We start from the raw sequence: 18,194 nt of genomic DNA on the forward strand, positions 1-18,194 counted from the left end.
GATACTTTAATGTTCGAGCCTGTGGCAAAGTAACACGAGCGAGCGCCTGAAAGTGCGCCGCAGAGGACGCTTGAGAAGCGCTTGGTGGCAAAGTGAACACTGTCGCCCTTCCCTTTGAGAGCTTCGGGGTAAGCCACAAAGGCTGTGTCCGTGAGCTCAATGAAGACAACTATCTGGTCGAGCCACAAACTGGTCTCTGGGTGGTAGCCGACGGAATGGGTGGACATGACGCGGGAGAGGTCGCTTCGGCCAGTATCGTCGATCATCTGGCAACGATCGGCATTGCCAGCTCCGCACCTGATCTTCGGGCGCGCTTCGAGGACAGGCTGAGCAGGGCCAATGCCGAGATCCGCGGCATATCCGAATCTCGCGGCATAACCATTGGCTCGACTGTTGCCGCCCTGCTGGCGATGGACGGGCGGTTTGCCTGCCTGTGGGCGGGTGACAGCCGCGTCTATCTGATCCGCAACGCCTCGATCTCGCAGATCTCGAAGGATCATACCGAAGTTCAGGAGCTCGTGGACAGAGGCATGATCAGCGAAAGCGAAGCACGCACCTGGCCGCGCCGCAATGTCATCACGCATGCGGTCGGCGTCAGCGACGAGATCGTCATCGATTTCCAGCAAGGCGAAATCATGCCGGGGGACATTTTTGTGCTGAACACCGATGGGCTGACGGCGCATGTCACCGACGCCGAGATCGAGGCGGCGACCGTGTCCGCGACACCTCAGGCGGCCTGCGAAAAACTGTTGGAAACGGTGCTGGCGCGTGGCGGCACAGACAATGTGACGATCGTGCTTGTGAAGATCGGCGACGGGCGCGATGGGCAATCGCCACGTCCAGATCTCTACAAAGCGGGGGGTTGAGGCCGATGAGCGCCGACGACAAGACGCGAATATCGGGGGGCATGGCGAACACCGCCGTAGGCACGCAACTCAGCGGCATCTACGAGCTTGATGAGCGGATCGCTTTCGGTGGCATGGGGGAGGTCTACCGCGGTCATAACATCCAGACCGGCGACCACGTCGCGATCAAGATCGTCCTGCCCGAGTTCGCCCGTGACCAGACGATCCTTTCCCTGTTCCGCAAGGAGGCATTGATCCTCAATCGCCTGTCGCATGATGCGGTCGTGCGCTATCACGTCTTCACGATCGATCCCGGGATCGGCCGTCCCTACCTTGCCATGGAATTCGTCGACGGCGAGTCGCTGTTCGACATCATGCGACGTGGCGCGATGCCGACGGCAGAGGTGCGCAAGCTCTGCCATCGCCTCGCGTCCGGTCTGAGCGCGGTGCATCAGGCGGGCGCGATACACCGCGACCTGTCTCCTGACAACATCATCCTGCCGGGGGGCCGGGTCGACCGCGCAAAGATCATCGATTTCGGTATCGCACGATCGGCGACCGTGGGCGGCGAGACCTTGATCGGCGGAAAATTCGCGGGAAAGTACAACTACGTTTCACCCGAACAGCTCGGGCTCTACAGCGGCGACGTCAGCGAGCAGTCCGACATCTACAGCCTGGGACTGGTGCTGGTGGCCGCCTTGCGCGGCAAGCCGATCGACATGAGCGGGTCGCAGTTCGAGGTTATCGAAAAGCGTCGGACCGTGCCTGATCTCTCGGACATCGACGATGATTTTCGCGACATCGTCGAAGCCATGCTGCAACCGGATCCGCAAGACCGGCCGATCAGCATGGCGGAAATCGCCAGGATGACCCGTGACGACAACGAGGAGACAACGCCGCCGACTTCGATCACACCCCGCGATCGGCCGGCTTTGCCGCGAACCGGGGAAACCCTCTCGCCCGACACCAAGACCCAGGGCCGGCCATCCCACGTCGAGAGGCACGACACCGAAACGGCAACAGGTTCAGGTGGGCAGCCCTTCGTCCCGCATGTGCGGCCCGCGCATTTGTCCCAACCCCGGTCTCCGGCGCTCGCCGGCTCACCACGTCCGGTCACGGCTAATGTCCCTGGAAAATCCACAAAGACCCGAACCATCGCGCTCGCTGCCTTGGCGACGCTGGCTGTCGCCTCCGGCGCGGGCCTGTATCTCAGCGGCTTCATGACGCCTGCGATGCCGACGGCCAGCAAGCCATCGCTTTCGGCACCAGAGCCATCAAAGCCTGCACCAGAAACGTCAAAGCCGGCTCCCACGGACAATGCCGCGAACGCCCCTGAGCCGGCAAAGCCAGTTCCGCCCGTACAGCCGGAGGCCAGCGCACCACCGGCTGAAAACCAGCAAGATGCTGCGGTCGCCCAAAAGCCGCAGCCGGCCAAGCCCGCCGAAGTCCCCTCGCAGACCGAAGAACCCCCGAAGCCATCCGCAACGGCTGCGCAGCCGCCACCCGAAAAGGTGTCGCCGGCAGTCCAGCCCGATACGACGGCCAGCGACAGTCAAACGTCGGCTTCGCCGCCGGTCTCGACCGCTCCAGCCCCGCCAGCAGCCGAGAAGGTCTCGACGCCGCCGCCGGCCCTGCCAGAGGTTGTCGAGGGCCAAAAGCCCGAGCCACAGATCAGCCAGCCGGCAGCGCCCAAGGTGACCGTGCCGGCACCTGAGGTGACCGTGCCGGCGCCCGAGGTGACCGTGCCGGCGCCCAAGCCTACGGCAAGCCAGCCGGATGTCGCGAACACCGAGAGCCAAAAACCTGCGCCACCGGTAGCCAAACAGCCTGACCAGCCTGTCGTCGGGTTGAACGTGCCCAAGCCGGAGGTTCCGCCGATCGTCGATGACATCGCGCAACGAGTCTCCTGGGTTCGCGACTTCGGCGGCGGCGACTGTTTCTATGCCACCATGACGTCGGCAACCGACAAGGCGGCCGCGATCGAAGGATTTGGAACGGAGGTTCAGCCATTCGAGCGGATGCTTGGCGATTTCCAGGCAAGATTCCATGTCGAGCCGGATATCAGCGTCCGCCTCATTGAACCAAGCCAATGCGAAGTCACCAACTTTCTGCGCTTTCTGGGGCAGACCGCGGCCGACAAGCCGCAGCTTGTTCTCGATCGGACATCGGTGCCGAACGGTACGCCGATCAGTGGCACGCTGGTGACGCGTGGCGGACTCATTTCCAGCGTGCTGCTGATCGATCACAAAGGCATGGTGTTCAATCTCGACGAGCGCGTCGTCGTAAAACCGGACAAGGTCACCTTCAGAATCCCGATTGGTCTCGGCGCCGCCGACCAGGCCGCCGGAAAGGCGGTGCCGCAGATCATAATGGTGATCACCGGCCCCAAGGATATTCGGGCGGCTGCGTTCTCCACGCCCACACCAGCCTCGGTGCTGCTCCCCAAGATTCTCGAAGAAATCGAGACCGACGGATCTCAGTTCTCAGCCACGGCCAAGTATTTCCGGCTCGGCGGATAGCATGGGCGCTCGATGGAACCCCGCTCGTGTTTGCCGCAATCGTCCGCCGACCTGCCGATAAAGCAGCGTGGTCCGATTCGACCCGCCCTGCTCGCCCTGACGGGCCGCATGAGGCTTGCGGTCTTGTCAGGCGCCGCACTGCTGGCCGTGCTGTCCTCCGGCGAGGCGCGCGCCGAATTCACGGTCTGCAACCAGACGCTCGACGTCGTCAATCTCGCCGTCGGCCAGAAGGTCGACAATGCGGACCAGACCGACGGCTGGTGGACCATCGGCGCAAATCAATGCGTGAACGTCATCCGCGAGGAACTGACGAACCGCTACATCTACATCTATGCAACGGACGTGTTCGGCCATGCGATCCTCACCGGATCGACCGAAATGTGCATCGAGCGACGACGTTTCTCGATACGCGGCATCGACGAATGCTGGCAGCGCGGCCACATAGCGGCGCAATTTCTCGAAGTCGACACGCTTGAACAGGTGCGGTGGACCTTCTTCCTGACTGGAAGCAATCCGTGACGCACAATATCGACACGAGCTTCAGGCAGAAAAAGCAGGCGCGCGCTGCCCTTCGCAGGCGCACGCTTTGGCGCAGGCTCCTGGCCGGCCTCGCAGTGGTTGTCCTGCTTTCGATCGCCGGCGGTTTCTATCTCACCGCGGACTATTGGTCGTTCGGCGACGAAGACGAGGAGTTGCACGCGGTCGAAGGCGTGGACGATGTGCCGGCCGATGCGTCCGTCTACGTGCCCGCCATTATCGACCTGGCCGGGGACCCGATGTGGATCACGCTCGCGCCCGATGCCGGCGCCGCAACGAAGGGTCGCGTGATCCCGCGCCCGGCGGAACTCGATCAAGCCGACGTTTCGCCCCAGATCGAAATCCTGTCCGACGTCATGCTTAGCGCCAGCGAAAAATTCATGACGACGATACCGTCGACGCAGGAGGATTTTGCCTTCTTCCAGGCGCAGCGAAAGACCACTGCCGCGCCAACCGGCGATCTGCAGAACGATCTTGAGCCATCGCCCGCGGCGGGGGAACCCGCGCCTTCTTCGGACCAGAAGGTGGATGCCGACGATCCCGAAGCCGGCTGGGGTGAAACGATCGATGCGGGCGACGCCGCCCTTCCCGCATTCCAGAAGACCCAGATCGAAAACAACACCAGCGTCGCAGTCGTCACCAATGAGTATCAGCGGTTCGAGGCGACCGAGGACACGTTCGTGAAGATCCTCAACGACCGCAGCCTGGACAGCGTTGTGCTCGATGCACATTTCTCGGCCGACGATGCCAAGCTCGCAGGCGAGGCATTGAAGGCGCTTTTCAACCGGGACGGTCTGGAACCGGGTTATGTCGTTGCCATGCGCGGTTTCAGGCCGACGCGCGAGACGACCACGATGTCCCTCATGCAGGTTTCGATCTATGCCAAGAACGTGTTTGTCGGCACGCTGACGCGCAATGCCGCGGGCGCGTTCGTGTCTGGCGTCGATCCCTGGGTCCGCGAGGATCTGTTCAACTATTCGGGCGCACAGGCGGAAGGCACGCACAAAAGGCAGTACCGTCTGCTTGACGCGATCTACTCGACAGCAGCCCGCAACAGTGTTCCGACCGGGGTGATCGGCGAAGCGATCATGTATCTCTCGAGAGGACAGGACCTGGACGCCTTTGCAAGCGAGGACCAGCGTCTTGTGCTGATCTATTCGCAGACGCCGCGCGGCAAGGAGGAAGGTGCCGGGCGAGTGCTGTATGTGGGCGTCCAGGGCACCGAAAAGAGCCTGGACTGCTTCGTCTTCCAGCAGAGCGACGGCCAGTTTGCGTGCGTTACGGGTGACGATCTGGTTCGTTCTCTGACTGTCACCAACGGCATGGTCACGCCAGTCAACGGGGTCATGACCTCCACCTTCGGGCCACGCAAGCACCCAATCCTCGGGACCGTTCGCATCCACAAGGGCGTCGACTGGGCGGCGCCCGTCGGCACGCCGATCGAAGCGGCCTTCGATGGCGAGATCACCTTCCAGGGCGACGGCGGCAGCTATGGCAATCTGGTGAAGATCTCGCATGGAAACGGGCGCGAGACGCGCTATGCGCATATGCAGAAATTTGCCATCGCGGCCGGTGTCGGCACCAAGGTGAAAGCCGGCGACATCATTGGCTACATCGGCACCACCGGCCTCTCGACCGGGCCTCACCTGCATTTCGAACTTTACCAGAATGGCGAGGCCATCGATCCCCTGGGCACGGTTACCGCGATTGCGTCGGACGATTCCGCCGTCGAAACGCTCACCGACCGTATCGTCCATGTCGAAAGTGGTGGCAGCGCTCGTGCCAAGAATCCAAATTCTTCAGCGACCGGCGCCGGCCAGTTCATCACCAAGACCTGGATCAGGATGATGAATACCTACCGCCCGGAACTGGCGCGCACGCTGTCGACCGCCGACCTGCTCGCTCTGCGCTACGACGCCACGATCTCGMGTGAGATGGTGCGCAATCTGGCGCGCGAAGGCGAGGCCTATCTTCGGGCGCGCGGTCACCAGATCACCGCCGGCCGGCTGTATCTCTGTCATTTCCTGGGCATGGAAGGCGCGCATCAGGTCCTGTCGGCGACGGGTTCGGCGCAGCTGAGCGCTGTGCTCGGATCGGCCGTCATCCAGGCCAACCCGTTCCTCACCGGCAAGACAGCCAGTTACGTGGTGGACTGGGCCGAAAGGAAAATGGGCCAAAGGCTGAGCCGCGTGGCAACGGACGCCGGCCCACAGACAACGACCACGGAGATCCGCCAGACATCGCCGGAGTTCGAAAAATACAAGCAGGCCATCACGGCCCTCATAAGCTCGGCACAGAATACGCTTTGAACCTGCCGGCGCGGCACGCGCCGCTCAGGTGTTCGTGCTGCCAATTGATACCATGGACATTTTTTTCGGGCCGTTTGTGAACCAGGACTGCGGTCAAGATCACATATGCCCAGGAGCCATTTTTGGCACAGGCGACTCTGTCGCGGACGAAACCTAGCATGTGCAGACATCAACAGCGTGCCCCGGTGGGCGGAGGGCTGATCCATGAAAGCGTTCGCCGTCAATCTGAGCGGGATTATCCTGCTTTTCCTTGCCGCATTCGGCGCCCAGGCTGCCGCCGGCGCCGAGGCTGCCGCGCCCAACGCCAAGCGCGTCGCGCTGGTGATCGGCAACAGCAATTATGTCCATGCGGTTACCTTACCCAACCCCGCCAACGATGCCCATCTCATCGCATCGACGCTGCGCAATGCCGGGTTCGAGGTGATCGAAGGGGTCGACCAGGACAATCAAGGCATGCACAGCCTGATCAGCCGGTTTACCGAACAATCCTATGACGCGGACCTCGCGGTCATTTTCTATGCCGGTCACGGCATGCAGGTCGACGGCAAGAACTACCTGATACCGGTAGACGCCGACTTGACGTCGCCGGCCTATCTCAAGACCCGTACCATTCAGATCGACGACTTCATGGCAGCGTTGCCGCCCGACCCGGCGGTTGGCGTCATCATCCTCGATGCCTGCCGCGACAATCCGCTGGCAAGAACGCTGGCCGCCTCGATGCCGAAGAGCCGTTCCACTTCGTTGGGTACCGGTCTGGCGCCGGTCGAAGCAAAATCGGACGGCATCGGAACCGGCGGCCTCCTGATTGCCTATGCAACGGATCCCGGCGCCATCGCTTTCGACGGCAACGGGGCCGACAGTCCTTACTCGACGGCGCTCGCCAGGCATCTGACAGAACCCGGCGTCGAAATCCAGGGCGCGCTGACGCGCGTGCGCAGCGAAGTGACCGAAACCACGCAAGGTCGCCAGAGGCCCTGGCACAACGCATCGCTCGGACGCGAGGTTTTCCTGGGCAAACCCGTCGCGCCAGCGGCGCCTGCCGCAAATCCCGTGGCCGGGGTATCGAACGCCGCCGCGACACCCGCTGCTGTCCCTGCTGCCAGTGATGCCCCTTCGTGGGAAGTCGAGCAACGCCTTTGGGACGAGGCTTCCAAGCGCAGTTCCATTCCGTTCTACGAGGCCTATCTCGACCAGTTTCCGAACGGTCGCTTCGCCACCGTGGCGCGGTTGAGCATCGACGAATTGAACGACCCGAAGGCCCAAAATCGGCAGGTCGCGGCACTCGATGCGGACCAGGCGAACGCCAGTTCCGGTTCTACCGTGCGCACCTCGGTCGGCGTTCCGGACGCGATGGAGCAGACACCGGGCACCGAGTTGACGGAAAGTGCGATCGGCCTCGATCGCCAGGGGCGCATCGACCTGCAATTGCGCATCGAAGCGTTGGGCGACGAGCTTGGGCGCATCGACGGAAACATGGGCCTACAGACCCGTCAGGCGATCGGCCTCTGGCAAGCGAAGAACGGTCTCCCACAGACCAGCTATCTGACGCGCGAGCAACTTGCGTTCCTCGTGATCCAAACAGATCCGATGATGGAAGGCGTGCGCGCCAGATACGCCGCCGATCAAGCCCGCGCGGCGCAGCCGAAAAAGCAGATGGTGCAGAAGGTCAGCACGCCGAGGCCGGTGGCACAGAAACCTCGCAAACAACAGAAGGTTGTTCAGAAGCGGCGCAACCGTGAGACCGTAGCGCGAGAGGTTTATCTTCCGCCGCGCCAGGACAACAACGACTTCCTCACCAAGGCGCTGATCTTCGGCACCGGTGTGGTCGTGGGCGGCGTGCTCAAGAACTGACAGCCGACATTCGAAGGACCGCCGTGGTTTTGGGCGGCTATTGCGTCTTTATCCGCATTTCCACGCGGCGGTTCACCGGATCGTACGGATTGGGGCTGCGCGGATTCTTTTCGCCCATGCCGATCGCGTTGAGGCGTGCCGTCTCGATGCCGCTGGCCGTCAGGAATGCTGCCACCGATTGCGCTCGTCGTTGTGACAGGCCCTCATTGTAGTGCACCGTGCCAGTGGCGTCGGTGTAGCCTTCGACGACGAAGTTGAACTTGCTCAACCGGTTGTCCTTCAGGGCCTTGGCGAACTCGTCGAGTTCAGCGCGCGCAGTCGGGTTGAGTTCGGCCGAATCCAGGCCGAAATTGATCATCATGTCGAGGCCGGTTTTTTCGCCCGGCGCGTCACCTGCCTTGCTCTTGCTTTTGCACTCCTCCTCGGAGCCGACACAAATTCCTCGCGACTTGCCGAGATCGGCCGCACCGGCAAAAAACTTCACAATGTCTTCTGATTTCTGAACGGGGTCGGCGAAAGCGTGGGTCGAGCAAAACACGACCGCCAACACAAAGGCTGAACTGCTCCACTGCATAGCGGCTCCTCCTGTTTGAGCACCAGATTTCGAGCGGCTGCCATCATACCAAATTCCAAGGCAATTGTCTGTCGACAAACGCTGGGGGCATGACAATGCCGAGAGTTGTTGCCGCGTCACGGGTTGAGACTTGACCCGCGCCGCGCCTGGGGCTTGAGTGGCCGGAGTTCCTCGATGAAAGCGCGGCGGTCATGGCCAATGGGCTCCGATTCAAAACGGCACGGGATCTTTTCACGGCTTGTCCCGCTATTGCACGGGACATGAGAACCCCTCCAACCGAACAGCAACCGATCGAGTTTTGCCGCGGCCTCCTCGCCGGACGCGTTCCCGAGGAAGCGATTACATTCTGTGCCTACCTGCTTCCCGAGCGGGCCGCGGTCTGGTGGGCCCATGAATGCCTGAGCCACCTAACCGACCTGTTCGACGAGAGCGATCACGAATTGCTCGCGCTTGTCCGCGACTGGGTGGGTGAACCGGACAGTCCCCACCTTCGGGCAGCCGTCAGCAAAGCCGCGGCGACAGCGCCAGCAACGCCGGTCGGCTGGATTGCCCTGGCCGCGGGATGGCGCGACAATAGTTCGGCCAGGGCCGCGACGATGGCATCGGCCTTGCAACCCTTTCCTGCGGCCCATGCAGTCAATGCCGGGATTCTGGCCGGACTGGCACGTGTCGCGCTCGCGGACCGGTTTTCCGTTCTTTCGGCATTTGTCGAAATGGGCATCCAGATGGCCGAGATCGAAGCGCTGCGCCAATCAGCGGATGCATACTAGAGCGTCCGGCACCATCCTTGCATTACTTGCAGCCACCTTGAGCCCATTTGGCCAGCGCCACCTTGAAGCGCGTTCCAAGCGGGTGTTGCAGGCGCAAGACAGACACGTCGTTGGCGGCGAAATTCTTCGCCTGTTCGCACAGCCGCTCCTCGTTCCATTGGTGGCAGCCGTCACAGTGCTTGCCCTCCCATACCGATTTGTCCAATCCCTCCACCGGGCTGAAGCGCGGCTTGCTCTTGATGAGCTCGGCAATGCTTTTGCCGTCGATTTCCGGATCACCGAAATCGATAGGGTGGTTGAAAAAGATGGGGTCGTCCGAGGCAAGCTTCGGGATTTTCTGACGCAGCACGTTGAGTGCCAGCTGGGCGTCGTCACCGGAGCCCGACGGATTTGCCGTGGCGTTGCGCACCTCCGAGCCGCCTTCCGGTTGCGGAGCGGTCGCCTCGCCGACGATCAGCGGCGCGTTGAGATCGATCTTGTGCAGGACGACCTCGGTTGTCAGCGAGACATTGATCCAGGGACGCTGCTTGCCGGCGGTTGCCTGGAAGACATCGGCTGTAACACGGTTCATCGCTTCGGTGATGGAAACATTGGCTTCGCCCATATGCGCGAGCAGCGCCGAAGCGAACGGCGAATGTTCGCCCGATCCGTCATAGGCGACCTGGCTAGGACTGGTGGCGAACGCGACAAGCGTGCCGGCGCCACCGTTCTCGATCGGGATTTCAGCAAGGCCGCTTTTTGCTCCCTTGACGCCGGCGGTCTTTGCCAACACCTCGGCAAGCGGGTTGTCACGACAGGCATCGAGGAAGATCAACCTTATGCTGGTCTCGCGCGACATCTGCCGCAGAACGAAATCCACCGGCACCGCCTCGAAGTCGAGCGAGGTCTCGTCCTCAAGCGCTGCATCGACCGGAAGAAGATAGTTGCTGCCTGAAACCTGCAACCCGTGCCCGGCATAGAAGAAAAGCGCGATGTCGGCGCCGCGAACCTGCTTTGCGAACTGTGCAATCGTCGTCTGGGTCTGCAATTTGGTCAGGTCGAAGCCGGAAACGACTTCGAAGTCCAGGCTCTTCAGGCGTTCGGCCATGGCCTGCGCGTCGCGTACCGGATTGGTCAGCGCCGGGGCATGCTGATACTGGGAATTGCCAAGGACCAGCGCAACACGGCGTTCGGCACTGGCAGCCGACAACGTCAAAAGCAGTGCCAGCGCGACAAGCCCGATGCCGCGCATAAGGCCACCGCAACGGGCAATCAGATCGAAACTCACCGGGACAACAGATCCTTCCTCAGTTGACGAGCTTGGTGGCGGAAAACTCGATCCGCCGATTGAGCGCCTTGTTCTTCGGCGTGTCGTTGGCGGCAACCGGATGATCCTCGCCGTAGCCGGTCGCCGTGATCTGCGTGCGTGGAATGCCCGCGGCGACAATGGCGTCGGCAACCGCCTGAGCCCTGCGCTCCGACAAGAGCTTGTTCTCGACAGGCGACCCATCGGAATCGGTGTGTCCGGAAACCTCGACCTTCAGGCCCGGGCATTTGCCAACGACACCAACGACCTCCGCGAGCAGCGGGCGGCTTTGGCTGTCGAGCCGTGCGCTCGCCGTTCGAAAGTAGATCGCTCCGGTGCGCGACAGCACGGCGAACCTGTTGAGGCACTCCTCGTCGCTGAAGTTGGTCTTCGCCGCATCGGTGGCGACAGGGCCGACGTCGGCAGCACTCGCCACGACGGTTTGCACAGTGGCAGGTTTGCTGCCGTCAGCGGTAAACACGAAATCGAACGACACCGAAGCCGTCGGAACAATATTGGTCACATTGGCCGCCTGCTGGAGTTTGTCGACGTTCGGCAGCAGCCCGAAATCTTCCACATGCACGGCAACAGGAGCCTCCGACGCCACCGACACCATGTTGTCGCTGATCATGGTCACCACGATGTTGGCCGAGAGATCCTTGTCGACCCCGTGAAGGTTGAGACGGAATGGAAGAACGGCCTTCACGCGCCGCTTGGTCGCCAGGTCGGCAAATGCCGCGGGATCCACCTTCGCGGTCAATTCAGCGGTGGGAAATTTGAATGTCTCGAAGAAAAGGAACCGCATGCGGACATTGCGAAGGTCGACCCCCGTATCGACCGAATTGAGGTCGAAGGAGACCTTGGCATCGCCCGCCGAACTGAGGCTGCCGGAAATATTCCTGATCTTGTTGGTTTCGACGATCGTGTTCTTCTTCACCGACTGATAGGTGAGTACCGAAGCGGTCGGATCGAGCGTCCAGTTCGGCTGAGCGTTCGCGCTTCCCAGCCCGGGCAAAAGCAACACGGAAAGCGCAACGATCAAGCCAAGTGTCTCTATGGCGAGCCAGCTTCTTGACCGTGACTTCCACCAGAATCCGACGACTTCGAACATGGAACCCCCCTGCCTATGACAACAGACTTCCGTATCGACATCACGACCATGCGGTGTCGATGGAGAGCATAGAACACTTGCTCTCGCTTGGCGAGCATCTGCTGATTGCGCGGTGCGCCATTTCCAGATGACACGAATTTCGGATCCGCCACACTAAAGCGCGTCACGTCTGAATGATTCAGACGACGCTCTTAGGTCTGTCTACGCATGTCGTTCTCCCAAAACGGAGCCACTTTTGGGCGACATGCATTAGCTAGAAGGCGATTTTCACTCCGAGTTTGGCGCCGACGGTGGAACTGTCGGACGACGCCTTGCCACGGACTTCCCCGTTGACGGTGGTCAACTCCGACACCTTCAGGTTGAAGCCGGTCGACAGCGCGGCGGAAAAATCGGCATCGTCGAAGTCGATCTCCCTGGTGTCGATTTCGGTCGTGTTCTTGTAGCCGAAACGCTGCTGCAATTCGCCCCGCGCATACGGGCTGATCACCATGCCGTTGCTTAGCGTGTAATCGCCATAGATGCCGGGCTCGAACTTGATCGCGCCAAAAGAAAGCCGGCTCTTGCCGAACTCGTTGCCGCCGCTGTCGGTGTAGGGATCGCCACGGAACGAAACGCCAAGCAGGCCGCCGCGCAGATCGAAACGGGTACGCTCGCCCAGCTTGAAGATGTGGCCGACCGATGCCGTAACCGCATAGCCCTCGGTGTCATAGCTGCCGGTGGTGCCGAGCACGCCGCTCGTCACATCGCTTCCGCCGATGAAGCCGGAGGCGGAGACCAGCGCGTAGTCGTAGTTCTTGCGAAACAGCGCGTAGCCGCCGAACATGCCGGCCTTGTTGGTGCCTTCTCCGATGGCGTCAAATCCCCGGAACCCGCCGAGGTTGACATCGGTCGAGGCATAACCGGCGAAAACGCCGAGGTTCAGGCCATACTCATTGTCGAACTGGAAGTGTTTGGCGGCATTGAAATCCAGGCTGATGGCGGCCGAAAAATCATTGGCATCGAAGCTCGGGCCGGGGCCATTCAAACCGCCGCCACTGATGTCGTAGCCGTCATGCTCGGTATGGGCGAACTGGCCGGAGGCGAAGACGCCGAAGCTGGACGAAACCGGCACCATTGCCCCCCCGGTTGCGGGCGAGAGGTTGAGGTCAGCATCGAGCGCATCACGGTTTATGCCGTAGAGGGCGTCGATTGCCACCGTGACCGCGCCGGCGTTGGTGGCGCTGGTGGGCGCCGCGGCAATACCGAAATTGGCCGGCGTGGCACGCAGGAACAAGCCGCCATTCGGGCCAGTTACGACCTCATAGGTGAAAAGCGAACCCGGCGTGCCGGGAATGCCCACGACGCTGAAGGTTCCGGCAATCGGCGCGCCGGTCGAGACGATGAGCGGGATATCGGTTGCCTGGGCGAATTGCGGCGTGCCCAGCAGATTGACGATGATGGTGTTGGCGCCGGTCGCCGAAAACGCGCTGGCAACGAGTTGATCCGACTGCAACGTCTGCTGGTTGATGTCGAGACTGATGCTGGCGCCGTTGAGGGTGAGGCCGCCGAGCGTCAACACGTCGTTGGCTGCACCGTCCGTCATGTTGATCAGCGAATTCGTCGCGATGATCGAACCTGGCATATTGACGTTGCCGTTGATGAACAGCGTCGAGCCGTTGCCAAGATTGAGCTGGTTGATGCCTTGCGTGCCGCCGCTGAAGCGGAGCGTTGAGGCGTTGGCCGAGAAATTGTCGAAGCCGGTGAAGTTCTGGCTCTTGCCGCCGGCAGCGAGGTCGGTGCCGGTGACGGTGCCGTTGGCGCCCGTGCCGCTGAACAGGACCCCGTCGGCAAGGTTGAGCGGATCGACCGTGCCCACATTATCGATGATCAGCGTGTTGGCGCCGATTCCGGTGATGCTGCCGCCAATCGTGCCGCCGGAGAGATGGACGTGGTCTGCGTCGATGCCACCCTCGATGGTGCCGCCCGAAACTGAAACCTGGTCGAATCCGGCACCGCCGCTGACACTGCCGTGGATGGTTCCGCCGGAGACGGCTACGGTATCATCGCCGTCGTCGCCAGTTACGTTCCCAGTGATGGCGCCGCCGCTGACGGTTATCGTATCGTTGCCGGTGCCGCCGTTGACCGAACTGGCGATGGTGCCGCCCGAGATGCTGATGTGGTCATCGCCGTCATTGCCGGAAACCGACCCAGCGATCGTTCCGCCGCTGATGGTGATTGTATCGTTGCCGAGATCACCGATGATTTCACCGGTTACTACGCCACCGGATACAAAAATCCGGTCGTTGCCATCATTGCCTTCGATAAAACTGTTTATCGTGCCGCCGCGCAGATCGATCGTATCATCGCCCGCGCCGCCGCTCACGGCGCCGCCGAGCGTGCCGCCGGTCATCAGGAAGCTGTCGTTGCCATCTTCCAGGCCGACAGAATCGACGCCGTCCCCACCCTCACCAAGATCGATCCCGATACTGGCGTTGCCCGAGATCGTGACGTTGTCGTTCTGGCTGCCGGCGAAAATCGAACCGTCAATCCTACCGCCGCTCACGTCATAGGTGTCGCCGCCGCCGTCGCCGAAAACCGAACCGGTCACACGGCCCGCGGTCATGTTGAAAATATCGGCGCCGTCGCCGAGGTCGACGATGCCCGGAGCCGCGGTCGTCCCGATGGTGCCGCCGTTGATGTTGACGGTGTCGTTGCCTTCGTTGCCGAATATGCTGCCGCCGATGGTGGCTCTGCCGCCGATCGTTATCGTGTCGTTTCCGATATCTCCATCAACGTAGAGATCGATCGCGGCATTGCCGTTGATCGTGATCTGGTCGTCGCCTGCGTTTCCGGTCACGTAGCTGTGGATCGCGCCACCGCTGATTGCCAGCGTGTCGTTGCCACCGTCGCCGCTCAGACTACCTTCGAGGATGCCACCGGTCATGGTGAAATGGTCGTCGCCGTCGCCAAGCCCGATAGAACCTCCTCCTTCCGAGTCGCCGTAAACTATGGCGCCGTTCTTGATGGTGACGATATCGGCGCCGCCATTGGTGAAAACAGACCCGGTGACAACGCCGCCGGCGCCATCGACGACGCTTGTATCGCTGCCAATGGTGATGGTGTCGATGCCGTCTCCGCCGAAGACTGAACCGTTGATTTGACCGCCGGTCATCTCCAGCGAATTATTGCCTTCGCCAAGGTCGACGTCCTGAATGCTGCCGGCCTGGATGACGACCTTGTCATCGCCCGCCCCGGTATTGAGATTGGCCATGACGTTGGGGCCGAATGGCTCGCCGTCGAAATCCCCATATGACATCTCAAACTGGTCGTTGCCGCCAAGGAGTTGGACGGTCCCCGCTCCCGGCTCCAAGGTGGTCGTAACCTCCGACGTTATCGGCGGCAGGCCACTTACGTTGGGCGTAGCCGTAATGTTGTCCAGGATGCCGCCAACGATGCTTACAATGTCGTCGCCATTGCCGTCATAATTGTTGACGATGACAGTCGACGAGCTGTTGTCTTGCCCTTGGTAACCCTTGAACCCTGTCGCGAATGCGCCGTTGATGTCCTGGACATTTCCCGTTGTTGTGCACTTGACCGTGACCGACGTCGTTTCGAACGTCGTCACGGCCGAGATGCCTGAGCCAACCGTTGTCGCGGTGCCGCTCGCGGCAGCGGAGCAGGCTGCCGCGCCGGATATTTGGAAAGTGGATGCGGCCGCCAACGCGAGCAGCGAAACACCTGCCAACTGATAGGCCTCGCGCGGCACTCTCATTCGACTCCACCTTACGAGAAATCGATACCGTCACAAATTAAGGCAATTAAGATAGGTCCCCGACCCATCTGATGGGGCTCGTCGACTTGCTTGACCTTGAGTGTACGTGGCGGGCTGCTCTGCGGCAATGGTTAGACGTTCTCCCTCGGACCACTATAAGGCCATCTGTGGCGAGAAGGTCACTATAGAAAAGCTCGAAGCGAGCTGTTTACACCCATGTTCACAGTTCAAAGGGCACATCTTAGAGATCAGAATAGGCCGCGGAAACGGTCAGGTCTCCCGCATGAGCAACCTTGCGATTGTAGCTTGCCCATATTTCGCCGCCACATTGCTGCGCCCAGCGGTGACAGAAAGAAAAATCGGTGGGCAAATCCACGTCCGGCGTCACGATCTTTGAAAAAGGCGTCAGAAAGCTCTCGAACTGTGCGGTGTATTTGTTGTTTCTGTAGCGCGACCGGTTCACCGTTTCGGGCAGTTTCTCAATTATCGTCGTCACACAGTCGCGGGAAACCAAGAAGATGCCCGTGCCACATAGCGATACCCTGACAAAGCCGCCCATCTCTTCGCGCGGTTCGATGATGGTTCCGAGGAACTCCAGACTCCGCGCGAAGGCCTTGTCGAAGGGCAGTTTCGACAGCGAGTGGAGCTTGCGAAGATCGACCAGGCGCCGGGGATACAAAGTGCCGACCACCGGCTTGTCCAGCGCCAGCATCGCCGCGATGAGTTCAGGCGCAAAGCCCATGTCGCTGTCGATCATCAGGATGTGGCTGCAATCCGGCTTGTTGTAGTAGAAATTCGTCAGCAGGTAGTTCCGGGAAAACGGGATATCCGTGTACTCGATTTCCGACAGCGAGAAGGCGTAGCTGGACAGGCTCTTGTGGGTCAGGGCCGCGAAGAGGCTGCGAACGAACACGCTTTTGTAGGCTGCTCCATAAACCGGCAGCGCAAGGTTGATCTTGATCGGCATCGTGTCCTCCACAGTCCCGTGACTGAGCATAGAAACCCGTTTTCCCTATCTTTGACATGATTCTTGGTATAAATTTTTGCAGGCCTTTGGCGGCACGGGGTCCATACGCTCAGGCATGACTGTATTTGCGTGGGGTGCGCTTCGAAGGTTGCAAGACCAGGATTGACGCAGACCGGAACGGGCATACTGATATGACCCATTGCCACAAACTCCTGCTTCGCATCCCGCTGCTTCTGCTTCTCGTGCTTTTTGGCTCAGCTGGCGCTCGCGCCGCGGTCGAGCAGAACCCGACGCCGCAGCCCCGTAACCGGCTGGCGATCGTCATCGGCAATTCAAACTATCAAAGCACCCGGCTCGAGCATCTCCCCAATGCGGCAAACGATGCCACACGACTTTCGGAGAGCCTGAAGCGGCTGAATTTCGAAGTCCTGACGGGAACCGATCTTTCGACCGAGGGTTTCACCAAACTTCTTCGAGACGCCGATGCAAAGTTGCCGACCGCCAGTGCAGTCTTGATTTTCTATGCCGGCCATGGCGTGCAGTTGAATGGTGAAAACTACCTGCTCCCGGTCGATACGCCCGACCCCGAAAGCCTCGAAAAACTGGTGGCCAGCGCCATCAAGCTGAATGACGTCATCGCCCGGTTCGCGCGCCGGGACCGCCAGACATTCATATTCCTGGACGCGTGCCGCAACAATCCGCTCGGTCCCGGCGCCGGCGCGGGCAATGGTCTGGCGCAAGTCGACGTCGGTGAAAACACGTTCGTTGCCTTTGCCACGCAGCCCGGCAATGTCACGGCCGATGGCGGCGGCGAGAACAGCCCGTTCACCGTTGCGTTGCTGAAGAATCTCGAAATCCCCGGGCTGAGCGTCTCCGACATGATGATCCGCGTCCGCAACGAAACCGAAGCATTGACGGTTGGCCGTCAAGTGCCGTGGGATCAATCGAACCTGCGCGAGCAGTTCTATTTCACGGAGCAGCAGGCGCTCGATCCGGCACAGTTGAGCGCAAGCCTTTCGCGAATTCTGGCCGACCCCATCGCCAAGAAGAGATTGCAGGTCGAGCTTGCCTCCAGCGACCTGCAAACTGCCGTACTTGTCGTCGGGCAGACGTTGCGGTCGGTCGAGATTCCGGCACCGTCAGCCGGGGTACCCGAGCCGGTTGGCACTCAGGTCGCCAATCTGTCGCCAACTGAAAGCGTTGAGGACGCTCGCCAAAACGTCGTCTCCGGCCTCGAAACCCTCATTGTCGGCGCATCGCCGGGCGAAGCGGAAAAGGACAAGGCGGGCGATCTTGCGCGCAGCATCCAGACGGAACTTCGTCGCCTGGGTTGCTACCGGATGCAGGTTGACGGCGATTGGGGCACGGGCTCGATCCGCGCCCTCACCGACTATTACAAAAACACCAAACAGGTTGCGTCGACGACGGAGCCGACCGTCGGATTGCTCGGCGATCTCTTTCTGCGCTCCGGCAGAATCTGCAAGCAGCCGGTCATCGTAAAGGCCAAGCCGGCTAAAGTTGCGTCGGAAGCCGACCCCTCGCAAACCAGCTCCGGCCGCAAGGCCGCGAAGCGCTCGCAGGCCGCACCGCAACGCCCCGCAGCGCCCCCGCCGGACATTGGTGCGGGCATAGGCATTGGTGGCGTGTTCTAGGGATATTGGCGGTCAGGCCCGCC

At 61.3% G+C, this 18,194-nt stretch carries 12 protein-coding genes; 7 read left to right on the forward strand and 5 right to left on the reverse strand.

Going from position 1 to position 18,194, the window contains the following annotated elements; translation table 11 throughout:
* The first annotated feature begins 92 nt into the window (after nucleotides 1-92).
* From AC1D2G_RS11335 to AC1D2G_RS11355, 5 genes are all read left to right on the forward strand, one after another.
* A complete protein-coding gene (locus tag AC1D2G_RS11335; protein WP_095080748.1) occupies nucleotides 93-866 on the forward strand; it encodes a PP2C family protein-serine/threonine phosphatase in 774 nt (257 codons plus the stop codon).
* 5 nt (nucleotides 867-871) lie between these two features.
* Complete coding sequence (locus tag AC1D2G_RS11340; RefSeq protein WP_477413974.1) at nucleotides 872-3,364, forward strand: serine/threonine-protein kinase; 2,493 nt, start codon at nucleotides 872-874, stop codon at nucleotides 3,362-3,364.
* A 108-nt stretch (nucleotides 3,365-3,472) separates the two neighbouring features.
* Nucleotides 3,473-3,883, forward strand: coding sequence for a DUF1036 domain-containing protein (locus AC1D2G_RS11345; protein WP_167391941.1), 411 nt, complete (start codon nucleotides 3,473-3,475; stop codon nucleotides 3,881-3,883).
* Nucleotides 3,880-6,210 (forward strand): M23 family metallopeptidase, encoded by a 2,331-nt coding sequence (locus AC1D2G_RS11350; protein WP_477413976.1) that lies wholly within the window; start codon nucleotides 3,880-3,882, stop codon nucleotides 6,208-6,210. Before AC1D2G_RS11345 ends, AC1D2G_RS11350 begins: the two co-directional genes overlap by 4 nt.
* Nucleotides 6,211-6,414: 204 nt before the next feature.
* A complete protein-coding gene (locus AC1D2G_RS11355; protein WP_477413978.1) occupies nucleotides 6,415-8,061 on the forward strand; it encodes a caspase family protein in 1,647 nt (548 codons plus the stop codon).
* 37 nt (nucleotides 8,062-8,098) lie between these two features.
* Here the strand turns inward: AC1D2G_RS11355 and AC1D2G_RS11360 are convergent, their stop codons facing one another.
* Complete coding sequence (locus tag AC1D2G_RS11360) at nucleotides 8,099-8,635, reverse strand: OmpA family protein (RefSeq protein WP_477414122.1); 537 nt, start codon at nucleotides 8,633-8,635, stop codon at nucleotides 8,099-8,101.
* Nucleotides 8,636-8,826: 191 nt separating this feature from the next.
* Between AC1D2G_RS11360 and AC1D2G_RS11365 the strand changes: the two genes are divergently transcribed.
* Nucleotides 8,827-9,405, forward strand: coding sequence for a DUF6931 family protein (locus AC1D2G_RS11365; RefSeq protein WP_477413980.1), 579 nt, complete (start codon nucleotides 8,827-8,829; stop codon nucleotides 9,403-9,405).
* A gap of 22 nt (nucleotides 9,406-9,427) precedes the next feature.
* Here the strand turns inward: AC1D2G_RS11365 and AC1D2G_RS11370 are convergent, their stop codons facing one another.
* The 4 genes from AC1D2G_RS11370 to AC1D2G_RS11385 all read right to left on the reverse strand — a co-directional run bounded on the left by AC1D2G_RS11370 (nucleotide 9,428) and on the right by AC1D2G_RS11385 (nucleotide 16,519).
* On the reverse strand, nucleotides 9,428-10,672 hold the full coding sequence (locus AC1D2G_RS11370) for a caspase family protein (RefSeq protein ID WP_477413982.1): 1,245 nt from the start codon (nucleotides 10,670-10,672) through the stop codon (nucleotides 9,428-9,430).
* A 19-nt stretch (nucleotides 10,673-10,691) separates the two neighbouring features.
* Nucleotides 10,692-11,801: an OmpA family protein gene (locus tag AC1D2G_RS11375; protein ID WP_477301017.1), complete on the reverse strand. Its 1,110-nt coding sequence runs from the start codon at nucleotides 11,799-11,801 to the stop codon at nucleotides 10,692-10,694.
* A gap of 253 nt (nucleotides 11,802-12,054) precedes the next feature.
* Nucleotides 12,055-15,552: an autotransporter gene (locus tag AC1D2G_RS11380; protein WP_477413984.1), complete on the reverse strand. Its 3,498-nt coding sequence runs from the start codon at nucleotides 15,550-15,552 to the stop codon at nucleotides 12,055-12,057.
* Between the two features lie 241 nt (nucleotides 15,553-15,793).
* On the reverse strand, nucleotides 15,794-16,519 hold the full coding sequence (locus AC1D2G_RS11385; protein ID WP_477225811.1) for a hypothetical protein: 726 nt from the start codon (nucleotides 16,517-16,519) through the stop codon (nucleotides 15,794-15,796).
* Nucleotides 16,520-16,710: 191 nt separating this feature from the next.
* Between AC1D2G_RS11385 and AC1D2G_RS11390 the strand changes: the two genes are divergently transcribed.
* On the forward strand, nucleotides 16,711-18,171 hold the full coding sequence (locus AC1D2G_RS11390) for a caspase family protein (RefSeq protein WP_477413986.1): 1,461 nt from the start codon (nucleotides 16,711-16,713) through the stop codon (nucleotides 18,169-18,171).
* Nucleotides 18,172-18,194 lie beyond the last annotated feature (23 nt).

The organism is Mesorhizobium sp. P2_C7, from assembly GCF_056404515.1.

Excerpts from the sequence above, each read along its gene's own strand:
- AC1D2G_RS11340 (WP_477413974.1), top strand. The coding sequence starts at position 872 with ATGAGCGCCGACGACAAGACGCGAATATCGGGGGGCATGGCGAACACC.
- AC1D2G_RS11345 (WP_167391941.1), top strand. The coding sequence starts at position 3,473 with ATGAGGCTTGCGGTCTTGTCAGGCGCCGCACTGCTGGCCGTGCTGTCC.
- AC1D2G_RS11355 (WP_477413978.1), top strand. The coding sequence starts at position 6,415 with ATGAAAGCGTTCGCCGTCAATCTGAGCGGGATTATCCTGCTTTTCCTT.
- AC1D2G_RS11360 (WP_477414122.1), bottom strand. The coding sequence starts at position 8,635 with ATGCAGTGGAGCAGTTCAGCCTTTGTGTTGGCGGTCGTGTTTTGCTCG.
- AC1D2G_RS11365 (WP_477413980.1), top strand. The coding sequence starts at position 8,827 with ATGGCCAATGGGCTCCGATTCAAAACGGCACGGGATCTTTTCACGGCT.
- AC1D2G_RS11375 (WP_477301017.1), bottom strand. The coding sequence starts at position 11,801 with ATGTTCGAAGTCGTCGGATTCTGGTGGAAGTCACGGTCAAGAAGCTGG.
- AC1D2G_RS11380 (WP_477413984.1), bottom strand. The coding sequence starts at position 15,552 with ATGAGAGTGCCGCGCGAGGCCTATCAGTTGGCAGGTGTTTCGCTGCTC.
- AC1D2G_RS11385 (WP_477225811.1), bottom strand. The coding sequence starts at position 16,519 with ATGCCGATCAAGATCAACCTTGCGCTGCCGGTTTATGGAGCAGCCTAC.
- AC1D2G_RS11390 (WP_477413986.1), top strand. The coding sequence starts at position 16,711 with ATGACCCATTGCCACAAACTCCTGCTTCGCATCCCGCTGCTTCTGCTT.